The organism is Shinella sp. JR1-6 (assembly GCF_004284735.1).
In the GTDB taxonomy this organism is placed as follows: domain Bacteria; phylum Pseudomonadota; class Alphaproteobacteria; order Rhizobiales; family Rhizobiaceae; genus Shinella.
Genome location: NZ_SHMI01000030.1, coordinates 22419 through 45285, shown reverse-complemented (window position 1 = coordinate 45285; position 22867 = coordinate 22419). Strand labels below are relative to the sequence as shown.

Below are 22867 nucleotides of genomic sequence, written 5' to 3'. Positions count from 1 at the left end.
GGCTCAGATGCCGAAGAGCGGCTGCAGCATGCGGCCGATGACGTTCTTGAAGCGCATCTTGCCCTCCATGGCGGCAAGGCAAATGCAATAGCCGTCCTTGTCGACAACAGGCTGGTGTTCGGCGTCTTCGTCCATTTCCGCCAGATCTCCGGGGCGAAACGTGCCGAACCGATCAGAGAACGAGCCTGAGACGATATAGGTCAATTCGGTGCCGACATGTCCGTGATCGGGCAACGCCCGGCCAGGCGCCACCTTGAGCAGAATGAGATTGGCATCCGGATCTTGCGGCACACCGACACGACTCATCTTCATGCCCGGGCCGATCCAGCGCCAGTGCCCGATATCGCAGCCGCGCAAGGCCTCCGGCAAGGGAACGCCCTCTATCTCCACCGGCACCAGAGGCGCCGTGGCGACGGGCGACACGCCCTCCTCTTCGTCGAGCATTGCAAGCACATCGTTCAGTGCCGTTGCAGAAAGCGGCGTAGATTCAGCCGTTTCCAAAAGAGCGCCACCGAGCGCCTCGTATTCGCCGACCCGGGTGCGGCAGACAAGGCAGCTTGCCAGATGCGCTTCGACGACGATGGCGGGGCCTGCAGCAAGCGTGCCGGCGGCAAAGCGCATCAATGTTTCGTCTTTTGCATGATGTGTGATGGTCATGTTTGGTCTTCCAGCAGCGCGCGCAAGCGGTTCATGGCCAGACGTGTTCTAGATTTCACGGTCCCCAGGGGAATACCCAGCTCATCGGCAATTTCGGTTTGCGATTTCTCGCTGAAATAGGAGAGACGGATGATCGTCTGCTGTTCCATCGAGAGCGCGGTGAGCGCATGGCGCACCCGCTCGTCCCGTTCCGCCCCGAGCAGGTCGTCCTCAAGCGTTTGCCGCCCACCCTCCGGGTCGGGCGGCAAGATCGAGGGATCCCGCTGCCTGCGCAAGTGATCGATGCGGATGTTGCGTGCAATGGTAAAGACCCATGTCGCGACACCCGCTCGCTCAGGATCGAAATAGGAGGCCTTGCGCCAGACATTCAGCATCGTCTCCTGCACGAGGTCTTCCGCAACGACGGACGAGAGAGACCAGCGAAGAAAGAAGGTCTTAAGCTTCGGCCCGAAATAGCCAAAAAGCAGCGCGAAGGCCTGACGGTCACGGCCGTGAGCGACCTGCCCAACCATCTCGGCGAGAGCATCGGGCGAAGGTATGTCTTGTGCTTCCTTTGACCTCACGACGGCAAGCCGCCGGCCTGTCGGCACGCTTGGTTTGTGCTCAATCTCGATAGGGCTTGAAGCTTCATTCATGCCTCCTTCTACGCGGCGTTCTCCGAGACGGATCACATGTATCGAAATAGGCCTTCCAAAGTGATCCGCCAGAGGCCCGCCCTCGTAAAGGGTACTAATTGCTTCCTGTGATTTCGAGTGCCGCAAAAGGATCGATATGCGCCATTTTCCCACATCGGACCGGCCCCTGAAAATCGCCGTCGTCGGCACGGGTATCGCCGGCCTTTCGGCTGGATGGCTTCTAGCACAACGTCATGACGTGACCGTCTTCGAGGCGGACAACCGCATCGGGGGGCATTCTCACACCGTGCAAGCGGGCGGCGCTCCTGTCGATACGGGATTTATTGTCTATAACGAGGCGACCTATCCCAACCTGACAGCGTTGTTTGCACATCTCGGCGTCCCGACCAAGGCGTCGGACATGTCCTTTTCCGTTTCGATGGATGACGGTCAGCTGGAATATGCGGCAACAAACCTTGCAGGTCTGTTTGCCCAGCGCAGCAATCTCGCAAGCCCGCGTTTCTGGTCGATGCTGCGCGACCTTGTGCGCTTTTATCGACATGCACCGAGCGGCGTGAGAAATCTTGATCCAGCCGCAAGTCTCAACGACTATCTCGACAGCGCGGGTTTCGGCCGGGCGTTTCGGGAAGATCACCTTTATCCCATGGCGGCGGCAATCTGGTCGACGCCGGCGCTCGAGATCGGCAATTATCCGGCGCTTTCCTTCGTGCGCTTCTGTGAAAACCACGGTCTTCTGAAATTCGTGCGCCGGCCGGTCTGGCGCACGGTGGACGGCGGTAGCCGCGCCTATCTCGAGCGGCTGACCGCGCCCTTGCGCGAGCGCATCCGTGTCAATGCGCCAGTCAAGTCGATCCGTCGTGTAAACGGTGCCGTGGAAATTTCCGTGCTGGGGGCGGAGCCCGAATGGTTTGATCACGTCGTGATTGGCGCTCATGCCGATCAGGCACTTGGCATGCTTGCCGACCGATCGAAAAAGGAGGCCGCGCTCTTGAGCGTTTTTTCCTATGGCGACAATGAAACGGTGCTGCACAGGGATGAACGCCTGATGCCAAACCGGCGGCGCGTATGGGCGAGCTGGAACTACCTGGCGCGGTCCGGGCGCGACGGCACAGCACCCCGCAAACCTTGCGTGACCTACTGGATGAACCGATTGCAGGGGATCGAGGATCCGCGTCCGTTCTTCGTGACGCTGAGCCCGCTGCACGCCGTGGCGGAAGACAAAGTCATTTGGCGTGGAGTGTACCAGCATCCCTTGTTCAATGCCGAAACGCTTGCGGCACAGAAGCAACTCTGGTCACTTCAGGGTGAAGACAATACCTGGTTCTGCGGCTCCTACTTCGGCTCCGGCTTTCATGAGGATGCAATACAGGCTGGGCTTGCGGTTGCTGAGAGCCTTGGCGGTATGGCCAGGCCATGGTCCGTCGAAGGGGAATCGGATCGCATTTTCCGGACCTTGCAGTCTGCCTAGCGCTCGTGTTCCGTTCGCAGTCGCTCCTTGTTTCAAGCAGAGGAGAAAGGCTGCCGCGGATAGGGCAGACCGATCCACTATGTCCCGAAACCTCAAAATTCGGCTTCGCCAAGCCCAGGTTCATACATCGAAATCAGGCGACCATTCGCTCCAGCGCTTCTGCCACCGCATTGGTCGTGCGTTCGATATGGCTGCGGATAATATCTATGGCACGGGCTGTATCCCGGTCGAGCGCAGCATCGAGGAGGGCACGGTGCTCCAGATGGATGTCGCGTGTGAACACCGTCTTGATGCGTGAAAGACGCCGATACCGTTCGTGGTGGCGGAACATCATTTCGCGCATGCGCAGCACCCAGGTCGAGGGACAGGCTGCCACCAGTGCTTCGTGAAAGTCGTTGTTCAGTCGCTCCCAGTCCTTCAGGCGGTCTGCACCCTGATTGTCGGAAAGTTCGATCCGTTCGAGGCGGTGGTAGGTGGTAATGACCTTCTCCTCCCACAGCCGGTCCCCCTTGGGAATGGACTGGGAGAGGGCGTCCGCCTCGAAGATCTTGCGCAGGTGCCCGATTTCCCGCGCATCCGACACGGACATCGGCGCGACGACGAAACCGCGCTGGCCAAGCAGGGTCACCAGATACTCCCCGGAAAGACGCGCAAGCGCCTCACGCAGCGGCCCCGCGCCGATATCATAGCGGTCCCGCAGGACATCAATCTTCAGCTTCATGTCCGGCGCAAGCGCGCCCGACACGATGTCTTCCCGCATGAGCCTGTATGCCTTTTCCGCCTGGGTCTTTTCGTCCCCGGTTTCCAGAACGTCCTGCTGCGTTTTCGACAAAGATGCGAGCTCCCCTTTTTTGATTTTCGATATTTATTCCATTTTCTAAAAAACATCAATTTAGAAATTGACTTTCAAATAATATCGATATTTTATCCGTCGCGGGAGGAATATCGATGCTATCGTCACAAAACAATCCATCCGTCAACCATCTCGAGGCGCAGCCAAAGGCCTTCGGCGCCGGCATGCTCATGGTTGCCAGCCGTAAAATCGCTGCCTGTGAAGCATGGTTGGCGGGCGCGTTGATCTTCCTGATCTTCCTGCTGCTGCTCGCCAATGTCGTTTGCCGGACCCTCGGTCTACCCCTTATCTGGGCAGACGAGCTGGCGGTGCTGCTGATGGCCTGGGTCGCCTTTGTCGGCGCGTCCATGGGGCTGGCCCACCGCCAGCATATCGCGGTGACGCTGCTTCCCGATGCAATGCCAGCTGCCGCACGCCGACGCCTCGCGCTTCTGGTCGATGGCCTGCTGCTCGTCTTTCTTGCGGTGCTGATCGTCCAGTTGTGGAACTGGTTCGATCCGATCGGCCTTTGGCGCGCTGGATCAGTCGATGCCTTCTCCTCCTCCGCTTTCAATTTCATCTACCAGGAGCCGACAATTACGCTTGGCGTTCCGAAATTCTGGTTCTGGCTGGTTCTCCCGATCTTCTGCCTGACTTCGGTTCTGCACGTCGTCGCATCACTTCTGGCCCGCTACAACGCTCCGGCGGAGACCGCACAATGATTGCTACTGCTTCCTTTGTCGGCCTGATCGCCGTCGGCATGCCAATCGCTTTCGCGCTGGCCGCACTTGCGATGATCTATATCTTCACCAGTGGCAACACGGTGCTCCTCCAGTCCTATGGCCAGCAGATGTTCGGCGGCCTGGAGAACTACGGGTTGCTTGCGCTTCCGCTCTTCATCCTGCTCGGCGAGTTCATGAATGCCGGCGGCATCGGCCGGCGCCTGATGGGGCTGGCACTTGCGCTGCTTCGTCCGCTGCGTGGCGGCCTTGCCTATGTCAATCTCGTCGCGAACATGATGATGGCCTCCATCCTCGGTTCCACTGTCGCGCAAATCACCATCATGTCGCGCCTCGCGGTCCCGGAAATGGAGCGCAATGGGTACCCGCGGGATGTGTCGATGGCGATCACGGCGGCCGGCGGCCTGCTTGCGCCGATCATCCCGCCCTCCATGCTCTTCATCATCTTCGGCGTCATTGCGCAGATCCCGATCGGCGACCTGTTCATCGCAGGCATCGTGCCCGGCTTCCTTATCTTCTTTGCCTTCATCGCCGTCATAGCGTGGCTTGGTCACCGGCATCGGTTCCCGATGACGCCGCCCATGCCGATGAGGGCCCGTCTTGCCGCGGTGAAGGACGCGCTTCCGGCCGCGCTGATCCCGATCATCATCGTGGGTTCGATCCTGGGGGGTATCGCAACGCCGACGGAATCGGCCGCCGTTGCCAGCCTCGCGGCAATTGCCATCGGCATGTTCGTCTATCGCGAACTCGACGCCAAAGACGTCCTGCCTGCCTTCGCCAATGCCGCGAAAGGCGCGGCGAGCGTTCTCTTCCTCATCGCCGCCGCACAGGTCTTCAGCTGGGTCATCACCTTTGAAAACCTGCCGGCGATGGTCGCCGAATCCATGCAGGCGATGACCTCCTCGCCGACGATCTTCCTCCTGCTGCTCTGCGCCCTGCTTCTGGTGGTCGGCATGATCACGGATCCCATTCCGGCGATCATCCTGATCGTGCCCGTCTTCCTGCCGGTCGCGACCAATGTCTATGGCATCGACCCGTTCCATTTCGGCATCATCGTCTGCCTCAACCTGACGCTGGGTCTCCTGACACCTCCGGTGGGAACCGGGCTGTTCGTCGCCTCGCTGATGGGCAATGTGCGGGCGGAGCGCCTTTCCGTTCTCCTTCTGCCGTTCTTCGCCGCAGTGCTCGTCGTTCTCGCTCTTCTGGTGTTCTTCCCGGTGCTCTCCATCGGCCTGAAGGAGCTGCTGTGATGGCGAATGTCTGGATCCTGGGCGGCGGCCTCATCGGCTGCGGATGGGCAGTCGCCTTTGCGGGGGCAGGCCACAAGACCGTGGTGATCGATCCCGATCCGGCGACTGAAGATCGCCTCGCGGCCACCTGGAGCACGGGCCGACCCGTTGTGGAACGGCTCGGGCAGCTCTCTCCTGCCGCCGTACCTCCACGATGGAGCACAACGGTCGCAACGGCGGGGGCGAAACCGGAGCTGGTGCAGGAATGCCTGCCGGAGCGGATGGCGTTGAAGATTGAAGCCCTGCAAGCGCTCGAACCCTTTTTGCACCCCGATACGATCATCGCCTCTTCATCGTCCGGGCTTGATCCGGACCAGATGGCCGAAGGATTGGCCCGGCCGGAGCGCTTGCTGATCGCCCATCCCTGCAATCCCCCCTACCTGATGCCGGTGGTGGAGCTCTGCGGTGGTGCGGAAACTTCTGCGGCCACGATCGAATGGGCCCAGCGATTCTATGAGGCGATGGGCAAGACAGTGTTGAAACTGTCGCGGCCGATGCCCGGCCACCTCGTCAATCGCCTGCAGACGGCCCTGTGGCGGGAGGCAGTTTACCTCGCGCGCGAGGGCGTTGCGAGCGTCGGCGATATCGAACGGGCGGTGACGGCCGGGCTTGCACCGCGCTGGTGCTTCGTCGGTCCGACCGGGGTTTTTCATCTCGCGGGCGCCGAAGGCGGCATTGCGCGGTGCATCGACCAGCTCGGCCCGCAGATCGAGCGCTGGTGGGAAAGCCTCGGGGCCCCTGCGCTGGACGAGAAGGCACGCCGTCTGCTCGCAAGCGGCATGGAAGCGCACGACCCACGGCCGGTGGAGGCGATTGCCGCTGACCGCGACGACAAGCTGGCCAGCCTGATGACATTTCTGGCGGAGGAAACCGCCGGTTCCAAACACATCCAAACGGGAGGAAACAACGGATGAAAGCTGCAAAATTCCTGGCCGCGGTGGCAACCATCGTGGCGGGTCTTCATTCGGCGCCGGCCCTCGCCGAGCAATACCGGCTCGGCCTGATCACGCCGCCGCCGCATCAATGGAGCAAGAGCGCTGAAAGCCTTGCAAAGAAGATCAAGGATGCGACCGAAGGGCGTGTCGACATCTCGATCTTTCCGTCCGGCCAGCTCGGCAGCGAGGCACAGATGCTGCAGCAGCTGCAGACTGGTGCCATCGACTTCGCCTTCCTGACGCTCGGCGAATTTGCCAATCGGGATCCGAACTATGGTGTCTTCCTGGCGCCCTATATCGTCAAGGATGCCGCCGGCGCGCAGAAGCTGCTGAAGGGAAAAGTGGCGGAAAAGCTCGTCGCCGGCCTCGACAAATTCGCTCTCAAGGGCTTCGGCTGGGGCATGGCCGGAATGCGCGAGATCGTCATGCGCGGCAAGGTCGCTTCGGCCGCCGACCTCTCCGGCAAGAAGGTACGTACGGTGCCTTTTGCACAGGAGCTGTTCTTCTGGCAGCAGCTGGGCGCCGCCCCCACGCCGATGCCGCTGCCCGCGCTCTATGACGCCTTTGCCAATGGCCAGGTCGATGGCATGCAGATCGACTTCGAAGGCACCTGGAACTCGAAATATTACGAGCATGCGGGTACAATCCTTGCGTCCAACCACATGATGTTCCCGATGATCGCTGTCGGTTCGGCGCGCAAATGGCAGGGCATTTCCGAAGCGGATCGCGCGGTGGTGGAAAAGCTGATGGCGGAAGAACTCGACGCAATCGTCGGCGCCTATTCCTCCATCGACAATGACTATCTCGAAAAACTCAAGTCGACGGATGTACCCGTCGTGGCTGCGGACCGGGCGTTTTTCAGTGCAGCAGTCGATGCCTGGTACGCCGAATGGCGCAAGAAGACGCCACTTCTGATCGAATTGGAAGCAGAAGCCGGCGCGCTTTGAGCGCTACCGGCATTGACGGAAGGGTGCGTCATCCGGCGCACCCTTGAGGAGATGAAAATGACTGCAATCTACCGAGACCTTCGATACCTGCGCCTGCCGGTGCCCGATCTTGCTGCCGCCGCTGCCTTTGCCACGGAGATCTTTGGCCTTCAGGCGGGCGACCGCGACGAGGATCATGCCCGCTTTCGATCCGATGCGCGAAACTACGCGCTTTGCTACAGCAAGACGGGCGACACCGCGGTCGCGCTGACGGTCGCGCGGGCGGAAGACCTCGATACGGCTGAAAGCCGCCTGGCGAAGTGGTCTCCCGTCCGTCTCGACACAGATGCATGCAGGATCCGCCAGATCAAGAAGGGCATCGCGGTCAAGGCACCGAACGGTGTAACGGTGGAGCTCGTCTGGCGGCCGCTGACGTCGGGCTGGCGCTATCATGGGCCGCGCGATGCAGGCATTACCGGGTTCCAGGCAGTACAGCTCGCCTGCACCGATATCTCCGCCAATGAGGATTTCTGGACGCGCGGCGTCGGGCTGGAGGTTTCCGACTGGATCGGCGATGCAACTTTCCTCCGCCTCGATGAGGCGCATCACCGTGTGGCTCTCTATCCTTCCGAGCGCGATGGGGTGCTGGGGGCGAGCTGGTCCGTCGAGGGTGTCAACAACGTGATGCAGGGCTGGTATTTCCTGCAATCGCGCCAGGTTCCTGTCGTTCACGGACCGGGGCGTCATGCCGCGTCCGAAGCGGTTTTCGTCACGGCCAAGGGGCCGGGCGACATCTACTATTCCTATGCAGCCGATACCGAGACCGGCCCCCAGATCGCCATCCGGGGTCCACGCCAGTTTTCCGACACCGCCCGGTCGCATTGCACCTGGGGTTCGCCCTGCCTCGCGCCGGAATTCCTTGGAGGAGAAGAACGATGATCGAGCTCAAAGACGTTGTCTACTGCCGCTTGGGCACGACCGACCTTGCCGGCGCGGAATGGTTCGCAGTGAACATCCTCGGCCTCGAGGTCTCGGAGCGCCGCCGGGATGCGACCTATTTCAAATCGGATGCCCGCGAACACACGCTGTGCTACTTCGAGGGCGATCCACAGGATCAGGTAACAGCCTTCGAGATCGGTTCTTCCGACGATCTTCAGCGCGCCGCCGCCACGCTCGAAGGTCTCGGCCATCGCGTGCACTACGGCTCGGCACAGGAATGCGACGCACGCCATGTTCGCGAGTTCATCCGGTTCAACGATCCGACCGGCAACGGCATCGAATTCGTCGTGCGCCCCGAAATGTCGGGCAAGCGCTACCATGGTACCCGCGATGCCGGCATTACCGGTTTTTCCCATGTGGGCCTCTGCACGACGGATGCCGAGCGTGACGAGTCCTTCTGGACGCAAGTCTGCAACGCCCGCGTTTCCGATCGGATAGGCGATGCGCCACTGATGCGGCTCGGCACGATCCACCATTCGATCGCGCTGTTTCCTTTTCACAAGGCCGGGATCCAGCACATCAACCACCAGGTTGAAAGCACAGACGATATCCAGCGTTCCTTCAGCCACGTGCGGGACAATCAGGTCAACATCACCTTCGGGCCGGGCCGGCATCCGACCTCCTCGGCCCAGTTCCTCTACTTCACCGGGCCCGAGGGCATGACGTTCGAATATTCGACGGGCGTTTGCGAGATCCACGACGAGCCGCTGTGGCGCGACCGGCAATTCCACTTCGAACCCAAGGGCTTCTGCCACTGGGGGGCGAAGCCGAACATCGCCGCCTTCAAGGACTGACAGCATGACAAGCGAAATCGCAATCGCAGTGCGGGTGGCCGCCCGCGCCCTTGGTCGTGCCGGTCTCGTGCACGCCTACGGTCATTGCTCTGCCCGTATCGACCAGCAGCACTTCCTGACTTGCCCACCCCGGCCGATGGCCCTGGTCGAGCCGGGCGAACCTTGCACCCTGGTACCGGTGACGGGTGATCTGCCGGCCGGTGTTCTGGGTGAGGTGCGCATCCACCAGCAGATTTATGCGGCACAGCCATCCGTCGGTGCAGTCATCCGCTTCATGTCACCGTGCGTCATGGCACTCGCAGCACTCGGCCGTCGGCCGCAGATGCGGCACGGCTTCGGCACCTACTTTGCGCCCGGGGTCGGTTTCTGGGACGACATCCAGCTGATCCGTGATGACGGGCGGGCGGAAGGCGTCGTCACGGCCATGGGCGACAGCGCGGGCGTCTTGATGCGCGGCAACGGCGCGGTCGTTCGCGGCGGAACGATCGAGGAGGCGCTGATGCTCGCCTGGTATCTGGAAGACATGTGCCGCGTCGAGCTTGCCGCCCTTGCTGCGGGATTGGCCAACGAAGCGCCGGTCATAACGGCGGCGGATGCCGCGCAGCGTGCGACGCTCGGCGGCGGCATTGTGGAACGGATGTGGGACTACCTGACGGCCGGCGACCCCGAGCGGGCGGCCTGACGGAAGCGGTCATGCGAAAGGACAAGATGTGAAGACCTATCTCAATTTCATCGACGGCAAGTTCGTCCGCGGCAGCGCCGAGACCTTCGCCAATCATTTCCCGAGCACCGGCGAGGTGATCGGCGAGATTTCCGCCGCCGGCCGGACCGAAGTCGATGCCGCGGTTGGCGCGGCGAGGGCGGCCTTGAAGGGGCCGTGGGGCCGCATGCCGCTTGCAGAGCGCGTCGCGCTGCTGCGCAAGGTCGCCGATGGCATCAATGCACGTTTCGATGAGTTCCTGGCGGCTGAAATCCACGATACGGGCAAGCCCCGCTCCATCGCGTCACATATCGACATCCCTCGCGGCGCCGCGAACTTCAATGTCTTCGCAGACCAGATCCTCACGGCCTCGACGGAGACGTTCGAGATGGCGACGCCCGACGGCGCCGGCGCGCTCAATTATGCGCTGAGGCTGCCCCGTGGTGTCATAGCCGTCGTCTGCCCCTGGAACCTGCCACTTCTCCTGATGACGTGGAAGGTCGCACCAGCGCTCGCCTGCGGCAATACGGTCGTCGTCAAGCCATCCGAGGAAACGCCGGCAACGGCAACGCTCCTCGGCGAGGTGATGAATGCGGCCGGAATCCCGCCGGGCGTCTACAATGTGGTGCATGGCAAGGGGCCGGGTGCTGCCGGCGAGTTCCTGACAAGCCATCCGGATGTCGATGGTATCACCTTCACCGGCGAGACGCGGACCGGCGAGGCGATCATGCGCGCAGCGGCCGGCGGCATTCGCCCCGTCTCGCTGGAGCTCGGCGGCAAGAATGCCGGCATCATCTTCGACGACGCCGATCTCGACGCCACGCTGGAAGGGATCGGACGCGCCTGCTTCGCCAATACGGGGCAGGTATGTCTCGGTACAGAGCGCCTTTATGTGCAGCGCGGCATCTTCGAGCGGCTGGCCGAGGGCCTCGCGCGCAAGGCAAACAGCTACCGGTTCGGCGATCCTTTTGATCCGGCGACGACGATGGGCCCGCTCATCAGCGCCGAACATCGGCAAAAGGTCCTGTCCTACTATGACAAGGCGCGGGCCGAAGGCGCGACGATCCTTGCCGGTGGCGGGGTGCCGCAGCTTGCCGGCTATGAGAACGGCTATTGGGTGGAGCCAACCGTCTGGACCGGCCTTCCACAGCACGCGCCCGTCATCACTGACGAGATTTTTGGGCCCTGCACGCACATCACGCCCTTTGACACGGAAGAGGAGGCCGTCGTGCTGGCAAATGACAGCCCCTACGGGCTGGCAACCTCGATCTGGACCACGAACCTGTCGCGCGCGCACCGTGTATCGCGGCAGATCGAGGTCGGCATCGCCTGGGTCAACTGCTGGTTCCTTCGCGACCTCAGAACACCCTTCGGCGGATCGAAAGCCTCCGGCATCGGCCGGGAAGGGGGCATCCATTCGCTCGAATTCTACACCGAGCTGCGCAACGTCTGCATCAAACTCTGAAAGGCCCCTTGATCATGCTGAACGAAGAACAACGCGCGCGCTGTGTCGCGAGCCTGCTGGAAAGCCACCGTACCAAGGTGCAGGGGCCGCGTCCCTCTGAGATGTATCCCGAGATCGAGATCGCAGATTCCTATGCGATCTCCTCCGCCGTGGCAGAGGCCAAGGTCAAGGCCGGCGTGAAGATCATCGGCCACAAGATCGGCCTGACGTCAAAGGCCATGCAGGCCGCCTCGAAGATCGATGAGCCCGACTACGGCTATATGTTCGACGACCTCGTGCTGGCAGATGGCGCGAAGGTGCGGTTCGAGGACTTCTGCGTGCCGCGTGTCGAGCCGGAACTGACCTTCGTGCTCAAGGAGCCGCTGAAGGGACCGAATGTCGGCCTCGTCGATGTTTTGCGTGCAACGGAATGGATCATCCCGTCCATCGAGATCATCGACGCACGCGTTACCGAACCGCGGAGGATTTTCGACACGGTCGCCGACAACGGCGCGGCCGCCGGACTGGTGCTCGGCGGGCGGCCCGTTCGACCGACGGATGTGGACCTGCGCTGGGTCGGTGCGATCTTCTATCGCAATTCGGAAATCGAGGAGACGGGACTGGCCGCCGGCGTTCTCGGCCATCCGGCGATGGCGGTCGCCTGGCTTGCCAACAAGCTCGCCCCATTCGACGTGACGCTGGAGCCGGGCCACATGCTGCTGTCCGGCAGCTTCACACGCCCCGTCTGGGCCAAGAAGGGCGATACCCTTCACGCCGATTTCGGCCCGCTCGGCTCGGTCGCCGTGCAGTTCGTGTGAGGCGATGATGCAGGCTCCCCGCAACACGTTCAAGCGCCGGCTCCTTGCCGGCGACACGCAGAACGGGCTCTGGCTGTCCCTCGGCAGCCCGATTTCCTCCGAGGCTCTCTCGCTTGTTGGCTTCGACTGGCTGCTGTTCGACACCGAGCATTCCCCGATCGACCTTGCCAGCGTCCAGCCCCTGTTGCAGGCGGCGGCCGTGGGCACGGCCCAAGCCGTCGTCCGCCCCGCCTGGAACGACAAGGTGCTGATCAAGCGTGTACTCGATATGGGTGCGCAGACCCTGCTCGTTCCCTTTGTTGAAACTCCCGAGGAGGCGGCGGCAGCCGTAACCGCCACACGCTACCCGCCCAAGGGACTTCGCGGCGTCGCTGGCGCGACCCGGGCAAGCCGCTACGGCCTGACATCGGACTATTTTGCCGTCTCCGACGACGAGATCGCCGTGCTCGTGCAGATCGAAACCACCAATGCCCTTGCCAGGCTGGAGGAAATCGCGGCTGTTCCGGGCGTCGACGGCGTCTTCATTGGTCCCTCCGATCTCTCCGCCTCCATGGGTTTTCTCGGTCGCGCCGGAGCACCGGAGGTCCAGGCCGTGCTTGAAGATGCGGCACGCCGCATCGTCGCCACCGGCAAGGCCCCGGGCATCCTCGCCACCAACGCGGCCGACGCCGTCCGCTACAGGCATTGGGGCTACCGCTTCATTGCCGGTGCGGTCGATCTCGGCCTCCTGGTGAAGGCCGCCCAGGGTGTACTCAAGGATCTGGCGGACGGCTAAGCCCATCAGTGGGCCTGCCGCTGCCCGCACGCCAACGGCAGGTGCCTGTGTTTGCACCATCCGCGTGCTGGCACGGCAGGCTTCCAGGCGAGGCCGATGAAGGGCTCTCAAGGAGAGGAGGGGTACCCTTCATCGCAGGTGCCACGCTTGGCTTCACCTGATGTCACGGCGGCAGCCGCTGTCCAAGGCTGCCGCCGTGCGTTCAGCGGTTGTTTCAGCGCGCGTGTTGTGCGCGGGCGTCGAAGACGAAACCGAGGAAGTTGAGCAGAACCTGCGCGGCGAGAATGGCGGTCCCGCCAGTATGGTCATAATCCGGTGCAACCTCGACAAGATCCATGCCGACCACCTCGTTGCGACGCGCCAGGTCTTGGAGCATCTCAAGCACCTCATAGTAGAGGAAGCCACCGTGGCTGGGTGTGCCGGTGCCCGGAGCGATCGAGGGGCAGAAACCGTCGATATCGAGCGTGACGTAGACGCGTGCGTTTTCGGGAATACGGTCGATCACGCCGCGTGCGCCAAGCCCTCGCGCCTGCCGGACGGAGAGGATGTCGGATCCCATGCTGCGGGCTGCGTCGTAGCCATCTTTCGCCGTTGACGAAACGTTGCGGATGCCGACCTGCGTCAACCCGCTCACCCACGATTTTTCCGCTGCCCGGCGCATCGGATTGCCGTGGCCGTTGCGCACGCCATGGCGCTCGTCGACGAAATCCAGATGGGCGTCGATCTGCAGGATGTGGATCGGGCCGCGGCCTTCGAAAGCCTCGATGCAGGGAATGTTGACGGAATGATCGCCGCCGATCACCACAGGCAGCGCACCAGCGTCCAGGATCGCATTGACGCCCTTGCGGATGTTCGCATGGCTCTTTTCCGTGTTCGTATGCACGATGTCCGCGTCACCGATGTCCACGATACGCACGCCCTCGCCGAGGTACATGCGGTCGTCTTCGTGGTCATAGGCTCCGGCGTGGCCGAAGCTGAACAGCGTCGAGGCTTCGCGCACCGCGCGGGGCCCGAAGCGCGAACCCGCGCGGAACTGGGTGCCGAAGTCGAAGGGCGCGCCGAGCACGGCCACATCCGCATCGATCTTCGTCCAGTCTTCGACATAGGGGCGCTTGCCGAAGGTCGAGATGCCGACGAAGGGTAGATTGAGCCTGCCGTTCTCGTAGCCGTGCGCATTGCCGGATTTTGTATCCGTCATGAAAAGTCTCCTTGTGATTGAATTTGGTCAGCGGAACGCGAGGTCACGCAGCCCGAGCGCGATCCACGGGAACAGGCTCAGCAGCACGGCGACCAGCAGCAGGATGAGAAGGAAGGGCGGTACGCCACGCACCACATCGACGAAGGGTCGGCGGAACACGGCGACGGCCGTGAACAGATTGCATCCGAAAGGCGGCGTCGCCGCTCCGATGGCAACCTGCAGCGTGACCAGGATGCCGACCAGCACCGGATCGAGCCCGGTCGCGGCCACCAATGGCGCGAAGATCGGCACGAGGATCAGCATCACCACCAGTGAATCGACGAACATGCAGCCGATGAAGAAGGCGAGGTTTATCACCAGCAGCACCTTCATCGGACCGGCACCTTCCAGCCCTATGGCAGCCAGAATCTGCTGGGGCACCTGGGCATAGGAAATCGTCCAGGAGAAGGCCGCGCCCGTGGCGATCAGGATGAAGACGACGGAGGTCATCATTCCTGTCGAAAGGGCAATGTTCCAGAGATCCTTCAAACCGATCGAGCGGAAGATCAGGAGCTCGAGCAGCGTGGCATAGAGCACGCAGATCGCGGCGGCTTCGGTGGGGCTGAAGATGCCGCCATAGATGCCGCCGACAACAAGAGCCGGAAAGGCGAGCGGCCAGAGCGCGCGCCGCGCCGCATGAAACCGCTCCGCCCAGGTGGCCCGGCGTTCGACGGGAAGCCCTTCCTTCCGGGCGACATACCAGCACCATACGGAAAACAGCACGACCACGAGCAGCCCCGGCCCGATACCGGCGATGAACAGTTCCGAAATCGACGTGCCCGAAAGGACCCCGTAAACGATCATGCCGATCGACGGTGGAATGAGATAGGCAAGGTCGGCCGCGTTGACGATCAGCCCGATAGTGAAATCATCGCGGTAGCCCGCCCGCAGCATGCGAGGCCGCATGGCCCCGCCAACGGCGACGACGGTTGCCTGGGTCGAGCCGCACACCGCGCCAAACAAGGCGCAGGCGGATGTCACCGAAATCGCCAGGCCCCCGCGCAGGTGCCCCATGAAGCGCATCACGAGGTCGACCAGCCGGTCGGCCGACTGGCCGCGCGTGATGATGTCGGCGGCAAGAATGAACATGGGGACGGCAACGAGCGCGGAAGGCTTTACCCCACCGATCATCTGCTGGACGATCTGCTGCATGGCAAGATCAGGCAGGTACAGCCAGAAAGCAAGAACCGTCGCGGCGAGAAGCGGCATCATCATCGGATAACCTGCCAGGAGCAGCAGGCACATGACGGCGATCATCATGAGTGTCATGGTTCAGCCTCCCGTGGCGCGGGCAGGACCGGCCTCTTCGCCGACCTGCAATTCGAGAAGTTTCGTCACTTCGGGATCCTCGAAGGCGTCGGTCTCTTCAAAGGAGACCCAGACCCCCTCCCGGCGTGTGACATTGGCGACGACGGCAAGGAGGTATTGGATGCCGGTCAGCGCGAGGCCGACGACGACGACGACATAGGTTGTCCAGAGCGGCAGTTGCATCGCTGGTGTAAGCCGCCCGCGGGCGGCAACCTTGGCGACATATTCCCAGGCATGCCATGCAAGCAGGAACATGGCGGCAGCCGTGGTCAGCGCGATGGCGGCCATCAGCCACCGCCGGGCGGTTTCCGGAACCAGATCGTAGACCGCAGACATGCGGATGTGGCGGCCTTTGCGCGTCACATATCCAAGGCCCATGAAGGTGGCGGTCACCATCAGGATCTCGTTCAGCTCTTCGGAAAAATACAGACTGTGTGCCAGGACGTACCGGCCGAAGACATTGGCAATCGTGTTCAGCGCCATGACGATCATCGTCAGGCTGAGAACCGCCGCCTCGAGGGAGGCGATTCCATCATCCAGCCGCAAAAGGGCGTTCCGGCGCGAGCGCGGTGCTTGTTCCATGATTCTGTTTCCTGATCCGGGATGCGCCCGGCAAATTGCCGGGCCGCGCGCCCTATTGAACGGACTCGGCCTGAAGCTTCTTCAGGAGCGCGCCGGCATCGGGGCCAGCGACATCCGCAACGGCATCGGCTGTCACCTTTGCGCGCTCACGAAAGACTGCCCGCTCGGCCTCCGTCAGCTCGACCAGCTTGATCGTGGGTTTGGCCGCCTGGATCTTCTGCAGCCGCTCCTGATTGAAGCGCTGCACGACCGGGGGAATGAAACCGTTGAGTTCGGCGAACGTCTTGTCGAGAAGTTGCCGACGATCTTCGGGCAAATCCTTGTACCAATCGTCGCTCGCAAGAACCGCGGTGATAAGTTCCTGCTCGCCGGCCCAGATCAGGTAATCCGTGACCTCGTAGAACTTCATCTCCTCGATCGTCGGAATGGGATTGATCTGGCCATCGACCTGGCCAAGTTGCAGGGCGCCGTAGACTTCGCCGAACGGAACCGGCGTCGGCGAGGCACCGAGATCCTCATAGGCCTTCAACAGCATGGGCGAAACCATCACGCGCATCTTGAAATTGGCCAGATCCTCCGGCTTGCGGATTTCCTTCCGGGTGGTCCAGACCTGCGGCCCCTCGCTGTAGAGAGCGCCAAGCTTCAATCCCTTGGTCTCGAAATGCCCTGCCAGCTCCTGATGGATCACGGGACTGGTCGCCAGCATGTCGTTCATGCGCTTGGGATCGCTGGGCAGAACATAGGTCGAGAGAAAGATCTGACTCTCCGGAACGATCGTGCCGAGATTACCGACCGAAAGGTTTGAAAGCTGGATGACCCCGTCCGCCGTCTGTTCGGCCACTTCGGTCGGCGTGCCGAGCGAACCCAGCGGATAGACCGTGACCTTGACCTCTCCGGCGGTCGCCGTCTCGATGCGCTTCTTGAACTCCTGCGCATAGCTGTCCATGATCGAGCCAGGAATTTCCTCGATTGCGAATTTCCACTCCTCAGCCTTCGCGACATTGCCGGCGAAGGTCACGACGGCAGCGACGGCTGCGGCCCTGGCAAAATTTTTCATGTCTTCCTCCCTCTGGTCGGCGGGCGCGACAGCCACGGCCGATGGCAGGAGTATTCAGGCGTGCGATAATTCATTAAATCGCAATCTTTGCACATTTACTTCAGAATAATTGAAGTTACGCTGGGCCAAACGAGGAGGCTCGGCGCCATGCGGATCAGCGACTATACCCTTCGCAACCTGCGCACCTTCTGTGCCGTCGTCGAGCACAGCGGCTTTGGCGGTGCACAGGCCGTGCTTGGCGGTAGCATCTCGGCCATCTCGACCCATTTGAAAGACCTTGAGCTGACGCTGGGCTTCACGCTCTGTCATCGGGGGCGTGCGGGTTTTGCCCTGACGGAGAAGGGGGAGGCCGTCTACGACGAGGCCAAGCAGCTGCTGGGGTCGATCGAAACCTGCGAGACAAGCCTTGGCCAGCTGCGCCGCGTCCTGACAGGCCACTTGCGCGTCGGAATCGTGGACAGCGAAGCCAGCAATCCGGAGCTCCCTGTCCACCTCGCCATTCGGCGGTTCTTCCTGCGCGAGCAGAAGGTTCGCCTGTCACTCGAAGTCGGTACACCCGAAACGCTCGCCAAAGGGCTGCAGACAGGTGAACTCCACGTTGCCGTCGGACCCTTTCCGCAGCGTCATCTCAACGTCGAGTACACCCCGGTCTATGTCGAGGAGCACGCCCTTTTCTGCGGCGAAAATCATCCTCTGTTCCATCGCCCCAATGAGGACATCACGCTGGCCGAGGTGTCACGTCACCCGGTCACGGTAAGGCCTTACCTGCACAAGAGTGAACTGGCCAAATTCCGCTCACCTATCGTGACGGCGTCGGTTTCCAACATGGAGGCGCAGGCCATGTTGGTACGAAGTGGCTGTTTTCTCGGATTCCTCCCGACGCATTTCGCGCGGCCCTGGGTGCAACAGAACGAGATGCGGCAGATCAGGGGGCTGGAGCTGGAATGGCAGTCGCAGTTCTATGTTGCGCTGCGTGCCCGCCCGACGCCACCGGAAATCGCCGTGATCTTTGCAAGGGACATCTCCCTGGAGTTGTCACGCGTCGGCTCGCCAGTGTGAAGCGGAGCGACCATCGATCGCGAGGCGCTTGACTTCTGCCTTGGCGCAATGGGCGTGCGCCAATCCTTGCCTCGGCTGTTTTTCTTAAGACTATCATAGACAACCACGCCGATCGCTCTGCGATCGGCGATGCGGAGAACCCTGTGCGCCAACGGAGAATACGGCGCGGTCCACACTATCTGGGTTCGCTCAGCAAAGACGGATCACTCTTATGCCGCCCTGCTCAATACTCGGGAATGCTAAAACACGAGGCAAATGCCTATAGTTTAACCAATTTTTATTCACATATATGCAATCTTCGATAACAAGTGTCCGCGCAGACACTCCATGGTAGTGATTTTAGCCCCGAAAAACACATTTCGTCACTTATCAGATTTGGAGTAGTTGCAATGTCCATTCGCCTGAAACTCCTTTCCTGCATATCTTTGCTTGTTGCCACTCTGGTCGCCATAGCAGCTTTCGCCCTCTATGCTCTGAACGAGGAAGCAAAGCTCGTACGGTCGATCGTGGCCGACCGCGTCATACCCATGAGCCAGTTGAAGACGATAGCCGACGAATATGCCGTGAAGATCGTTGATACCGTTCACAAGGTCGCAGCGGGCACGGTAACAAATGAAAGGGGCGAACAGGATATCCGGTCGGCTCTCAAGAACATCGACGGACAGTGGGCCATATATCTTTCGACCAAACTGACGGCCGAGGAGGAGACGCTGGCCAACCAGTTTGGGCAAAACCTTGAAAATGCAGCAACGCAGCTCGGTGGGCTGGCGGACCTGGTCGCGGCGAATGACGATAGGGCTCTCGCAGAGTTTGCTACCAACGCGCTCTACCCGCTTGTTGATCCTCTGAGCGAGGATATCAACAAGCTCATTGCCCTTAAGCTCACCGCTGCTGAAGACGGCATGGCGGAAGGGGAAGCCCTGAAGTCCCTGTTGTTGGCGATCATGGCCCTCATCGGTGCGTTTGCTGCGGCTATCGCAGTATTTTCGATCTGGACCGTCATCAGGGGTGTCATCAGACCGATCGATATCATGACAGATACAATGGCCTCGCTGGCTGGCGGCAAGCTCGACATTGCCATCTATGGCGAGGAGCGCAGGGACGAGATAGGCCGAATGGCAAAAACGGTCGCGGTTTTCCGTGAGAACGCTTTGGCGCGTATTCGTCTTGAACAGGAAACGGAAGCCAGCCGTTCATTGTCGGAGGAGGAGCGGATCGCGCGAGAGAAACTGAAAGCGAAAGAAGCTGCCGATGTGCAGTTCGCGGTCGACAATCTGGCTGCCGGTCTTGCGAAGCTGTCGGACGGTGACGTGTCACACAGGATCGAGCGGCCATTTACGGCCTCGCTGGATTCCGTGCGCAACGACTTCAACAACTCGGCCGAAAAGCTTCAGGACGCTCTAAACAGGGTCGCGCAGAACGCCCTTGGCATTGACGCCGGCGCGAACGAGATCAAATCGGCGGCCGACGACCTGGCCAAGCGCACGGAACAGCAGGCGGCAGCCGTGGAAGAAACGGCCGCAGCTCTCGAAGAAATCACGAGAACGGTCAAAAATTCCACGGCTCGCGCTCAGGATGCGGGTCAGCTTGTCGTCCGCGCAAAGGTTGGCGCTGAGCAGTCCGGTGATGTCGTACGCCGCGCCGTGCATGCGATGGAGCAGATCGAGAAGTCAGCCAATGAGATCAGCAACATCATCGGCGTTATCGACGAGATTGCGTTCCAAACGAACTTGCTGGCGCTGAATGCAGGTGTCGAGGCCGCACGCGCCGGTGACGCGGGCAAGGGCTTTGCTGTCGTTGCACAGGAAGTGCGGGAACTGGCCCAGCGTTCCGCCAGCGCTGCCAAGGATATCAAGGGGCTGATCACCACGTCGAACAATCAGGTGCGTGAAGGGGTTCAACTCGTCGGCGATACGGGGAGGGCGCTGGAAACGATCGTGTCCGAGGTTCAGGAAATCAACCGGCACGTGGCAGCGATCGTGGAATCGGCGCAGGAGCAGGCTTCAGGCCTTCAGCAGATCAACACGGCCGTCAACCAGATGGATCACGACACGCAGAAAAATGCCGCAATGGTCGAGGAATCGACCGCCGCCAGTCACGGTCTGGCGCGGGAAGTGGCATCGCTGAGACAGTTGCTGGCACAGTTCAGGCTCTCGCATCCGCAATTGCGGACCACGATCTCCGCATCTTCTCCGCCTCGCGAGACCGGAGCCTATGACACCGCAGCTGCCTTGCCGGTTCGGGCGCTCAGCCGCAGGATCGCGTCAGCCTTCTCGGGCAATGCCGCTCTCGATACCGGCAAGGATAGTTGGGAAGAGTTCTGATGAGCGTCGTGCATTTGGATGGTGGCGTTCACGCGCGAAGCGCGGCTTGCGGGAGCGTCTCATCCTAAGCTCCGTGCCGCATGTTTAGCCGGTTGCAGATCTCGATGAGGTCTGCGCCGGTGACAGATAAAGGATCGGCTCCCTCTCGAAAGCCATTTCCGCACGCGACCGTTGGTGTTTTCGGCAGTTCCTTTTGCCACGGCAACTGCGGATCCCAGAACCACGTCTGGTTGCCGATGCTCACCTGGAGGTATGGCCAGTCGGTGAACTCCGGTCCACCGTCGAAGGTGATGGAACGGCGGGCGAGGTGGGACAGGGCTTGTAGTCCCTTCCCAAGGCTGTTCTTGACCGGTCGGGACTGCCGATCGTTGTTGCGCGGGAAAATCGCGACCCGGCTGACCGGTTCGACCATTGATATCACATTGGCTTTTCCGAACGTCTTCCAAAACTGGATAAGATCGCTTTCACAATGCTCGAACTGCTTGCGATCGGCCACGACATCCGGGTGACGTAGAATATTGAGATCTGGGCCAAACCTCTGACCATGCTTGCGTCTGGCGTGAAGGGGTCGATGTCTGGCACGATGCTCCGGCACATGTTGCCATAACTTGATCGCCTGGCCGTCGGTTAAGCATTCGAACTTGTAGGTCGTTTCGTGGCTGACCGAGATTGGATGCAGCTCCAGACGCCTCCTTCCGGCAATCTGTTGCGGCGATCAGCCGTGCTTGATCCGATCGATCACGGATTGACGGGCACGCGAGCCTTGCTCCCAACGTGGGCGTTGACCAACACATCGAGAGGCAAGACTGTCGCATTGCTAAATAGCCACGACAGCCAATGATCACGTAAGCGGGATAATGTGCGATTCTCTGGGGGGGGCGAGGTTTTTAAGGTTGCTAACCTTCCAGCCGGTCACCGTGGGTTGGTGCAAAAGGGCTAATTCCTTGCTACACCGCCACTTTTCCACCTTCCCGCAAGCCTCCACCGCATGCCGCCCGATCCTTCGTGGCGCTCTCGAAGTACGGCCCTCAGACGATCCGTAGCGCAAGAGCATCGAATCGCGCAGCATCCTGCCCCTCATCCCGCCCATGGCTTGTTGCCGGATGCCTCATCGACAGATTTATCGCGACTGGATCTTGTCGAAGACAGCTATTTGGTGGTGCAGTCATACGGTAGTCGACGGCGGGCGTACGCTTCCGTGGCATGCAGGGATCGGTTCAAGGAGCCCACGATACGATGAGCAAGTCCAGCTACAGGGACATTGCCCGCCTTGCCGGTGTCGGTACAGCGACCGTGGAGCGGGTGCTGAACGGGCGTGGCGGCGTGCGCCCCGAGCTCGCCGAAAAGGTGGTGATAGCCGCCCGCAGCCTGAACTATCCCCGCACGCTGCCCGATGCGCACCGCGGCTTGCTGCGCATCGAAGTCCTGATGGTCCGCCCCGAAACGACATTCTACCGGCGCCTTTCCAAGGCATTCGAGCGCATCGCAGCCACGCTGGATCCGTTGGTTGTCGTGCATCGCAGCTTTACCGAGGAAATGAACCCGGAGCAGATCGCCCGCCACATCCGCTCGACCGATTTGCCGCGTGCTGGCCTGATCCTTGCCGTCCCGAACAGCCCGCTTATCAAGGCGGCAGTGGAAGCCGTGGCGGCCCAGGGCGTGCCCATCGTGCATGTCGTCACCCGTGCCCTGGAGAAGACCGGGGCCTTCGTCGGCATAGACAACGAGGCCGCCGGGCGGACGGCCGCCTGGTTCATCGCCCGCATGGCCCGCACGAAAGGCCCTGTCGTCGCGCTTTGTCATCCGATCTATCAGGTACACCGCGATCGCATCCGCGGTTTCTCCAGTTACTTCGCCGCCCATCCCGGTCCCATCGCCTTCGAATGGCTGGGTTTCACACGGGACGAAGAGCATTTCAGCGCGGAGACACTCGCAATCGCGCTGGAGAAATATCCTGATCTCGTCGGCCTCTACAATGCCGGCGGTGCCAACTCCGCCCTGATCAGCGTGCTGCGCCGCCATCCGCGGAGCAGGGAGATCCTGTTCATCGGACACGAGTTGACTGATTACACCCGCGCGGCGCTCAGCGATGGCATCATGGATGTGGTGCTGGACCAGGCGCCGGAAGCACAGGCCCAGCGCGCGCTCGACCTCGTCCTCCGCCGCATCGGCCTGACGGATGTCGAACCGGACCCAAGCCCCATCCGCTTCATCACCATCACGGCCGAAGGCCTCTGATCTGATTTGATCAAGGAACCGTTCGGCATTCCGGCTCGCTCTTGATAATT

21 protein-coding genes and 1 pseudogene are annotated in these 22867 nt (G+C 61.5%); 14 read left to right on the top strand and 8 right to left on the bottom strand.

Annotated elements, in window-relative coordinates:
• Positions 1-3: 3 nt before the first annotated feature.
• Both EXZ48_RS29530 and EXZ48_RS29525 read right to left on the bottom strand, forming a co-directional pair.
• Positions 4-657 (bottom strand): ChrR family anti-sigma-E factor, encoded by a 654-nt coding sequence (locus tag EXZ48_RS29530; protein ID WP_130520468.1) that lies wholly within the window; start codon positions 655-657, stop codon positions 4-6.
• A complete protein-coding gene (locus EXZ48_RS29525; protein WP_130520465.1) occupies positions 654-1292 on the bottom strand; it encodes a sigma-70 family RNA polymerase sigma factor in 639 nt (212 codons plus the stop codon). Before EXZ48_RS29525 ends, EXZ48_RS29530 begins: the two co-directional genes overlap by 4 nt.
• Before the next feature lie 136 nt (positions 1293-1428).
• Here EXZ48_RS29525 and EXZ48_RS29520 point away from each other — a divergent pair, with 136 nt between their 5' ends.
• Positions 1429-2760 (top strand): NAD(P)/FAD-dependent oxidoreductase, encoded by a 1332-nt coding sequence (locus EXZ48_RS29520; protein WP_130520463.1) that lies wholly within the window; start codon positions 1429-1431, stop codon positions 2758-2760.
• 133 nt (positions 2761-2893) lie between these two features.
• On the opposite strand, the gene EXZ48_RS29515 is transcribed toward EXZ48_RS29520, so the two are convergent.
• Entirely contained in the window at positions 2894-3592 is a 699-nt protein-coding gene (locus EXZ48_RS29515; RefSeq protein WP_245462390.1) for an FCD domain-containing protein, read from the bottom strand.
• A gap of 185 nt (positions 3593-3777) precedes the next feature.
• Between EXZ48_RS29515 and EXZ48_RS29510 the strand changes: the two genes are divergently transcribed.
• The 10 genes from EXZ48_RS29510 to EXZ48_RS29465 are packed head-to-tail and all read left to right on the top strand — an operon-like array spanning position 3778 to position 13012.
• Positions 3778-4314 carry a TRAP transporter small permease gene (locus EXZ48_RS29510; protein ID WP_037404858.1) on the top strand — a complete coding sequence of 179 codons (537 nt, stop codon included), beginning with the start codon at positions 3778-3780 and terminating at the stop codon, positions 4312-4314.
• Positions 4311-5582, top strand: a complete 1272-nt coding sequence (locus EXZ48_RS29505; protein WP_130520461.1) for a TRAP transporter large permease — start codon at positions 4311-4313, stop codon at positions 5580-5582. The genes EXZ48_RS29510 and EXZ48_RS29505 overlap by 4 nt, the downstream gene beginning before the upstream one ends.
• Positions 5582-6535 (top strand): 3-hydroxyacyl-CoA dehydrogenase NAD-binding domain-containing protein, encoded by a 954-nt coding sequence (locus EXZ48_RS29500; protein ID WP_130520459.1) that lies wholly within the window; start codon positions 5582-5584, stop codon positions 6533-6535. Before EXZ48_RS29505 ends, EXZ48_RS29500 begins: the two co-directional genes overlap by 1 nt.
• Positions 6532-7503: a TRAP transporter substrate-binding protein gene (locus EXZ48_RS29495; RefSeq protein ID WP_130520457.1), complete on the top strand. Its 972-nt coding sequence runs from the start codon at positions 6532-6534 to the stop codon at positions 7501-7503. Before EXZ48_RS29500 ends, EXZ48_RS29495 begins: the two co-directional genes overlap by 4 nt.
• A 57-nt stretch (positions 7504-7560) precedes the next feature.
• Complete coding sequence (locus tag EXZ48_RS29490; protein ID WP_130520455.1) at positions 7561-8421, top strand: VOC family protein; 861 nt, start codon at positions 7561-7563, stop codon at positions 8419-8421.
• Positions 8418-9275 carry a VOC family protein gene (locus tag EXZ48_RS29485; RefSeq protein ID WP_023513510.1) on the top strand — a complete coding sequence of 286 codons (858 nt, stop codon included), beginning with the start codon at positions 8418-8420 and terminating at the stop codon, positions 9273-9275. The genes EXZ48_RS29490 and EXZ48_RS29485 overlap by 4 nt, the downstream gene beginning before the upstream one ends.
• A 4-nt stretch (positions 9276-9279) precedes the next feature.
• Positions 9280-9957, top strand: coding sequence for a class II aldolase/adducin family protein (locus EXZ48_RS29480; protein WP_130520453.1), 678 nt, complete (start codon positions 9280-9282; stop codon positions 9955-9957).
• Between the two features lie 28 nt (positions 9958-9985).
• Positions 9986-11440, top strand: a complete 1455-nt coding sequence (locus EXZ48_RS29475) for a 2-hydroxymuconic semialdehyde dehydrogenase (RefSeq protein ID WP_050746030.1) — start codon at positions 9986-9988, stop codon at positions 11438-11440.
• 14 nt (positions 11441-11454) lie between these two features.
• A complete protein-coding gene (locus tag EXZ48_RS29470) occupies positions 11455-12237 on the top strand; it encodes a fumarylacetoacetate hydrolase family protein (RefSeq protein WP_023513513.1) in 783 nt (260 codons plus the stop codon).
• A 7-nt stretch (positions 12238-12244) separates the two neighbouring features.
• Complete coding sequence (locus EXZ48_RS29465; RefSeq protein WP_130520480.1) at positions 12245-13012, top strand: HpcH/HpaI aldolase/citrate lyase family protein; 768 nt, start codon at positions 12245-12247, stop codon at positions 13010-13012.
• Between the two features lie 214 nt (positions 13013-13226).
• On the opposite strand, the gene speB is transcribed toward EXZ48_RS29465, so the two are convergent.
• Genes speB through dctP form a run of 4 tightly spaced genes read right to left on the bottom strand, consistent with a single transcriptional unit; the run spans position 13227 to position 17196 of the window.
• Entirely contained in the window at positions 13227-14210 is a 984-nt protein-coding gene (speB, locus tag EXZ48_RS29460; RefSeq protein ID WP_130520451.1) for an agmatinase, read from the bottom strand.
• Positions 14211-14237: 27 nt separating this feature from the next.
• Positions 14238-15518 (bottom strand): TRAP transporter large permease, encoded by a 1281-nt coding sequence (locus EXZ48_RS29455; protein ID WP_130520449.1) that lies wholly within the window; start codon positions 15516-15518, stop codon positions 14238-14240.
• A 3-nt stretch (positions 15519-15521) separates the two neighbouring features.
• Positions 15522-16139, bottom strand: a complete 618-nt coding sequence (locus tag EXZ48_RS29450; RefSeq protein WP_024269929.1) for a TRAP transporter small permease — start codon at positions 16137-16139, stop codon at positions 15522-15524.
• A 52-nt stretch (positions 16140-16191) separates the two neighbouring features.
• Entirely contained in the window at positions 16192-17196 is a 1005-nt protein-coding gene (gene dctP / locus EXZ48_RS29445; RefSeq protein ID WP_130520447.1) for a TRAP transporter substrate-binding protein DctP, read from the bottom strand.
• Positions 17197-17343: 147 nt separating this feature from the next.
• Between dctP and EXZ48_RS29440 the strand changes: the two genes are divergently transcribed.
• Positions 17344-18255, top strand: a complete 912-nt coding sequence (locus EXZ48_RS29440) for a LysR family transcriptional regulator (RefSeq protein ID WP_024269931.1) — start codon at positions 17344-17346, stop codon at positions 18253-18255.
• 389 nt (positions 18256-18644) lie between these two features.
• The gene (locus tag EXZ48_RS29435; RefSeq protein WP_130520445.1) at positions 18645-20579 is read left to right on the top strand and encodes a methyl-accepting chemotaxis protein; all 1935 of its coding nucleotides are present in this window, start codon (positions 18645-18647) and stop codon (positions 20577-20579) included.
• A gap of 82 nt (positions 20580-20661) precedes the next feature.
• On the opposite strand, the pseudogene EXZ48_RS29430 reads toward EXZ48_RS29435, so the two are convergent.
• A pseudogene (locus EXZ48_RS29430) lies at positions 20662-21339 on the bottom strand (IS30 family transposase); the annotation flags it as partial.
• Between the two features lie 476 nt (positions 21340-21815).
• Here EXZ48_RS29430 and EXZ48_RS29425 point away from each other — a divergent pair.
• A complete protein-coding gene (locus EXZ48_RS29425) occupies positions 21816-22817 on the top strand; it encodes a LacI family DNA-binding transcriptional regulator (protein WP_130520443.1) in 1002 nt (333 codons plus the stop codon).
• Positions 22818-22867: the final 50 nt, after the last annotated feature.

What these genes read in the sequence shown, in the direction of transcription:
- EXZ48_RS29530 (WP_130520468.1), bottom strand. Translation starts at nt 657, where the DNA reads ATGACCATCACACATCATGCAAAAGACGAAACATTGATGCGCTTTGCC.
- EXZ48_RS29525 (WP_130520465.1), bottom strand. Translation starts at nt 1,292, where the DNA reads ATGAATGAAGCTTCAAGCCCTATCGAGATTGAGCACAAACCAAGCGTG.
- EXZ48_RS29520 (WP_130520463.1), top strand. Translation starts at nt 1,429, where the DNA reads ATGCGCCATTTTCCCACATCGGACCGGCCCCTGAAAATCGCCGTCGTC.
- EXZ48_RS29510 (WP_037404858.1), top strand. Translation starts at nt 3,778, where the DNA reads ATGCTCATGGTTGCCAGCCGTAAAATCGCTGCCTGTGAAGCATGGTTG.
- EXZ48_RS29505 (WP_130520461.1), top strand. Translation starts at nt 4,311, where the DNA reads ATGATTGCTACTGCTTCCTTTGTCGGCCTGATCGCCGTCGGCATGCCA.
- EXZ48_RS29500 (WP_130520459.1), top strand. Translation starts at nt 5,582, where the DNA reads ATGGCGAATGTCTGGATCCTGGGCGGCGGCCTCATCGGCTGCGGATGG.
- EXZ48_RS29495 (WP_130520457.1), top strand. Translation starts at nt 6,532, where the DNA reads ATGAAAGCTGCAAAATTCCTGGCCGCGGTGGCAACCATCGTGGCGGGT.
- EXZ48_RS29490 (WP_130520455.1), top strand. Translation starts at nt 7,561, where the DNA reads ATGACTGCAATCTACCGAGACCTTCGATACCTGCGCCTGCCGGTGCCC.
- EXZ48_RS29485 (WP_023513510.1), top strand. Translation starts at nt 8,418, where the DNA reads ATGATCGAGCTCAAAGACGTTGTCTACTGCCGCTTGGGCACGACCGAC.
- EXZ48_RS29480 (WP_130520453.1), top strand. Translation starts at nt 9,280, where the DNA reads ATGACAAGCGAAATCGCAATCGCAGTGCGGGTGGCCGCCCGCGCCCTT.
- EXZ48_RS29470 (WP_023513513.1), top strand. Translation starts at nt 11,455, where the DNA reads ATGCTGAACGAAGAACAACGCGCGCGCTGTGTCGCGAGCCTGCTGGAA.
- EXZ48_RS29465 (WP_130520480.1), top strand. Translation starts at nt 12,245, where the DNA reads ATGCAGGCTCCCCGCAACACGTTCAAGCGCCGGCTCCTTGCCGGCGAC.
- speB (WP_130520451.1), bottom strand. Translation starts at nt 14,210, where the DNA reads ATGACGGATACAAAATCCGGCAATGCGCACGGCTACGAGAACGGCAGG.
- EXZ48_RS29455 (WP_130520449.1), bottom strand. Translation starts at nt 15,518, where the DNA reads ATGACACTCATGATGATCGCCGTCATGTGCCTGCTGCTCCTGGCAGGT.
- EXZ48_RS29450 (WP_024269929.1), bottom strand. Translation starts at nt 16,139, where the DNA reads ATGGAACAAGCACCGCGCTCGCGCCGGAACGCCCTTTTGCGGCTGGAT.
- dctP (WP_130520447.1), bottom strand. Translation starts at nt 17,196, where the DNA reads ATGAAAAATTTTGCCAGGGCCGCAGCCGTCGCTGCCGTCGTGACCTTC.
- EXZ48_RS29440 (WP_024269931.1), top strand. Translation starts at nt 17,344, where the DNA reads ATGCGGATCAGCGACTATACCCTTCGCAACCTGCGCACCTTCTGTGCC.
- EXZ48_RS29435 (WP_130520445.1), top strand. Translation starts at nt 18,645, where the DNA reads ATGTCCATTCGCCTGAAACTCCTTTCCTGCATATCTTTGCTTGTTGCC.
- EXZ48_RS29425 (WP_130520443.1), top strand. Translation starts at nt 21,816, where the DNA reads ATGAGCAAGTCCAGCTACAGGGACATTGCCCGCCTTGCCGGTGTCGGT.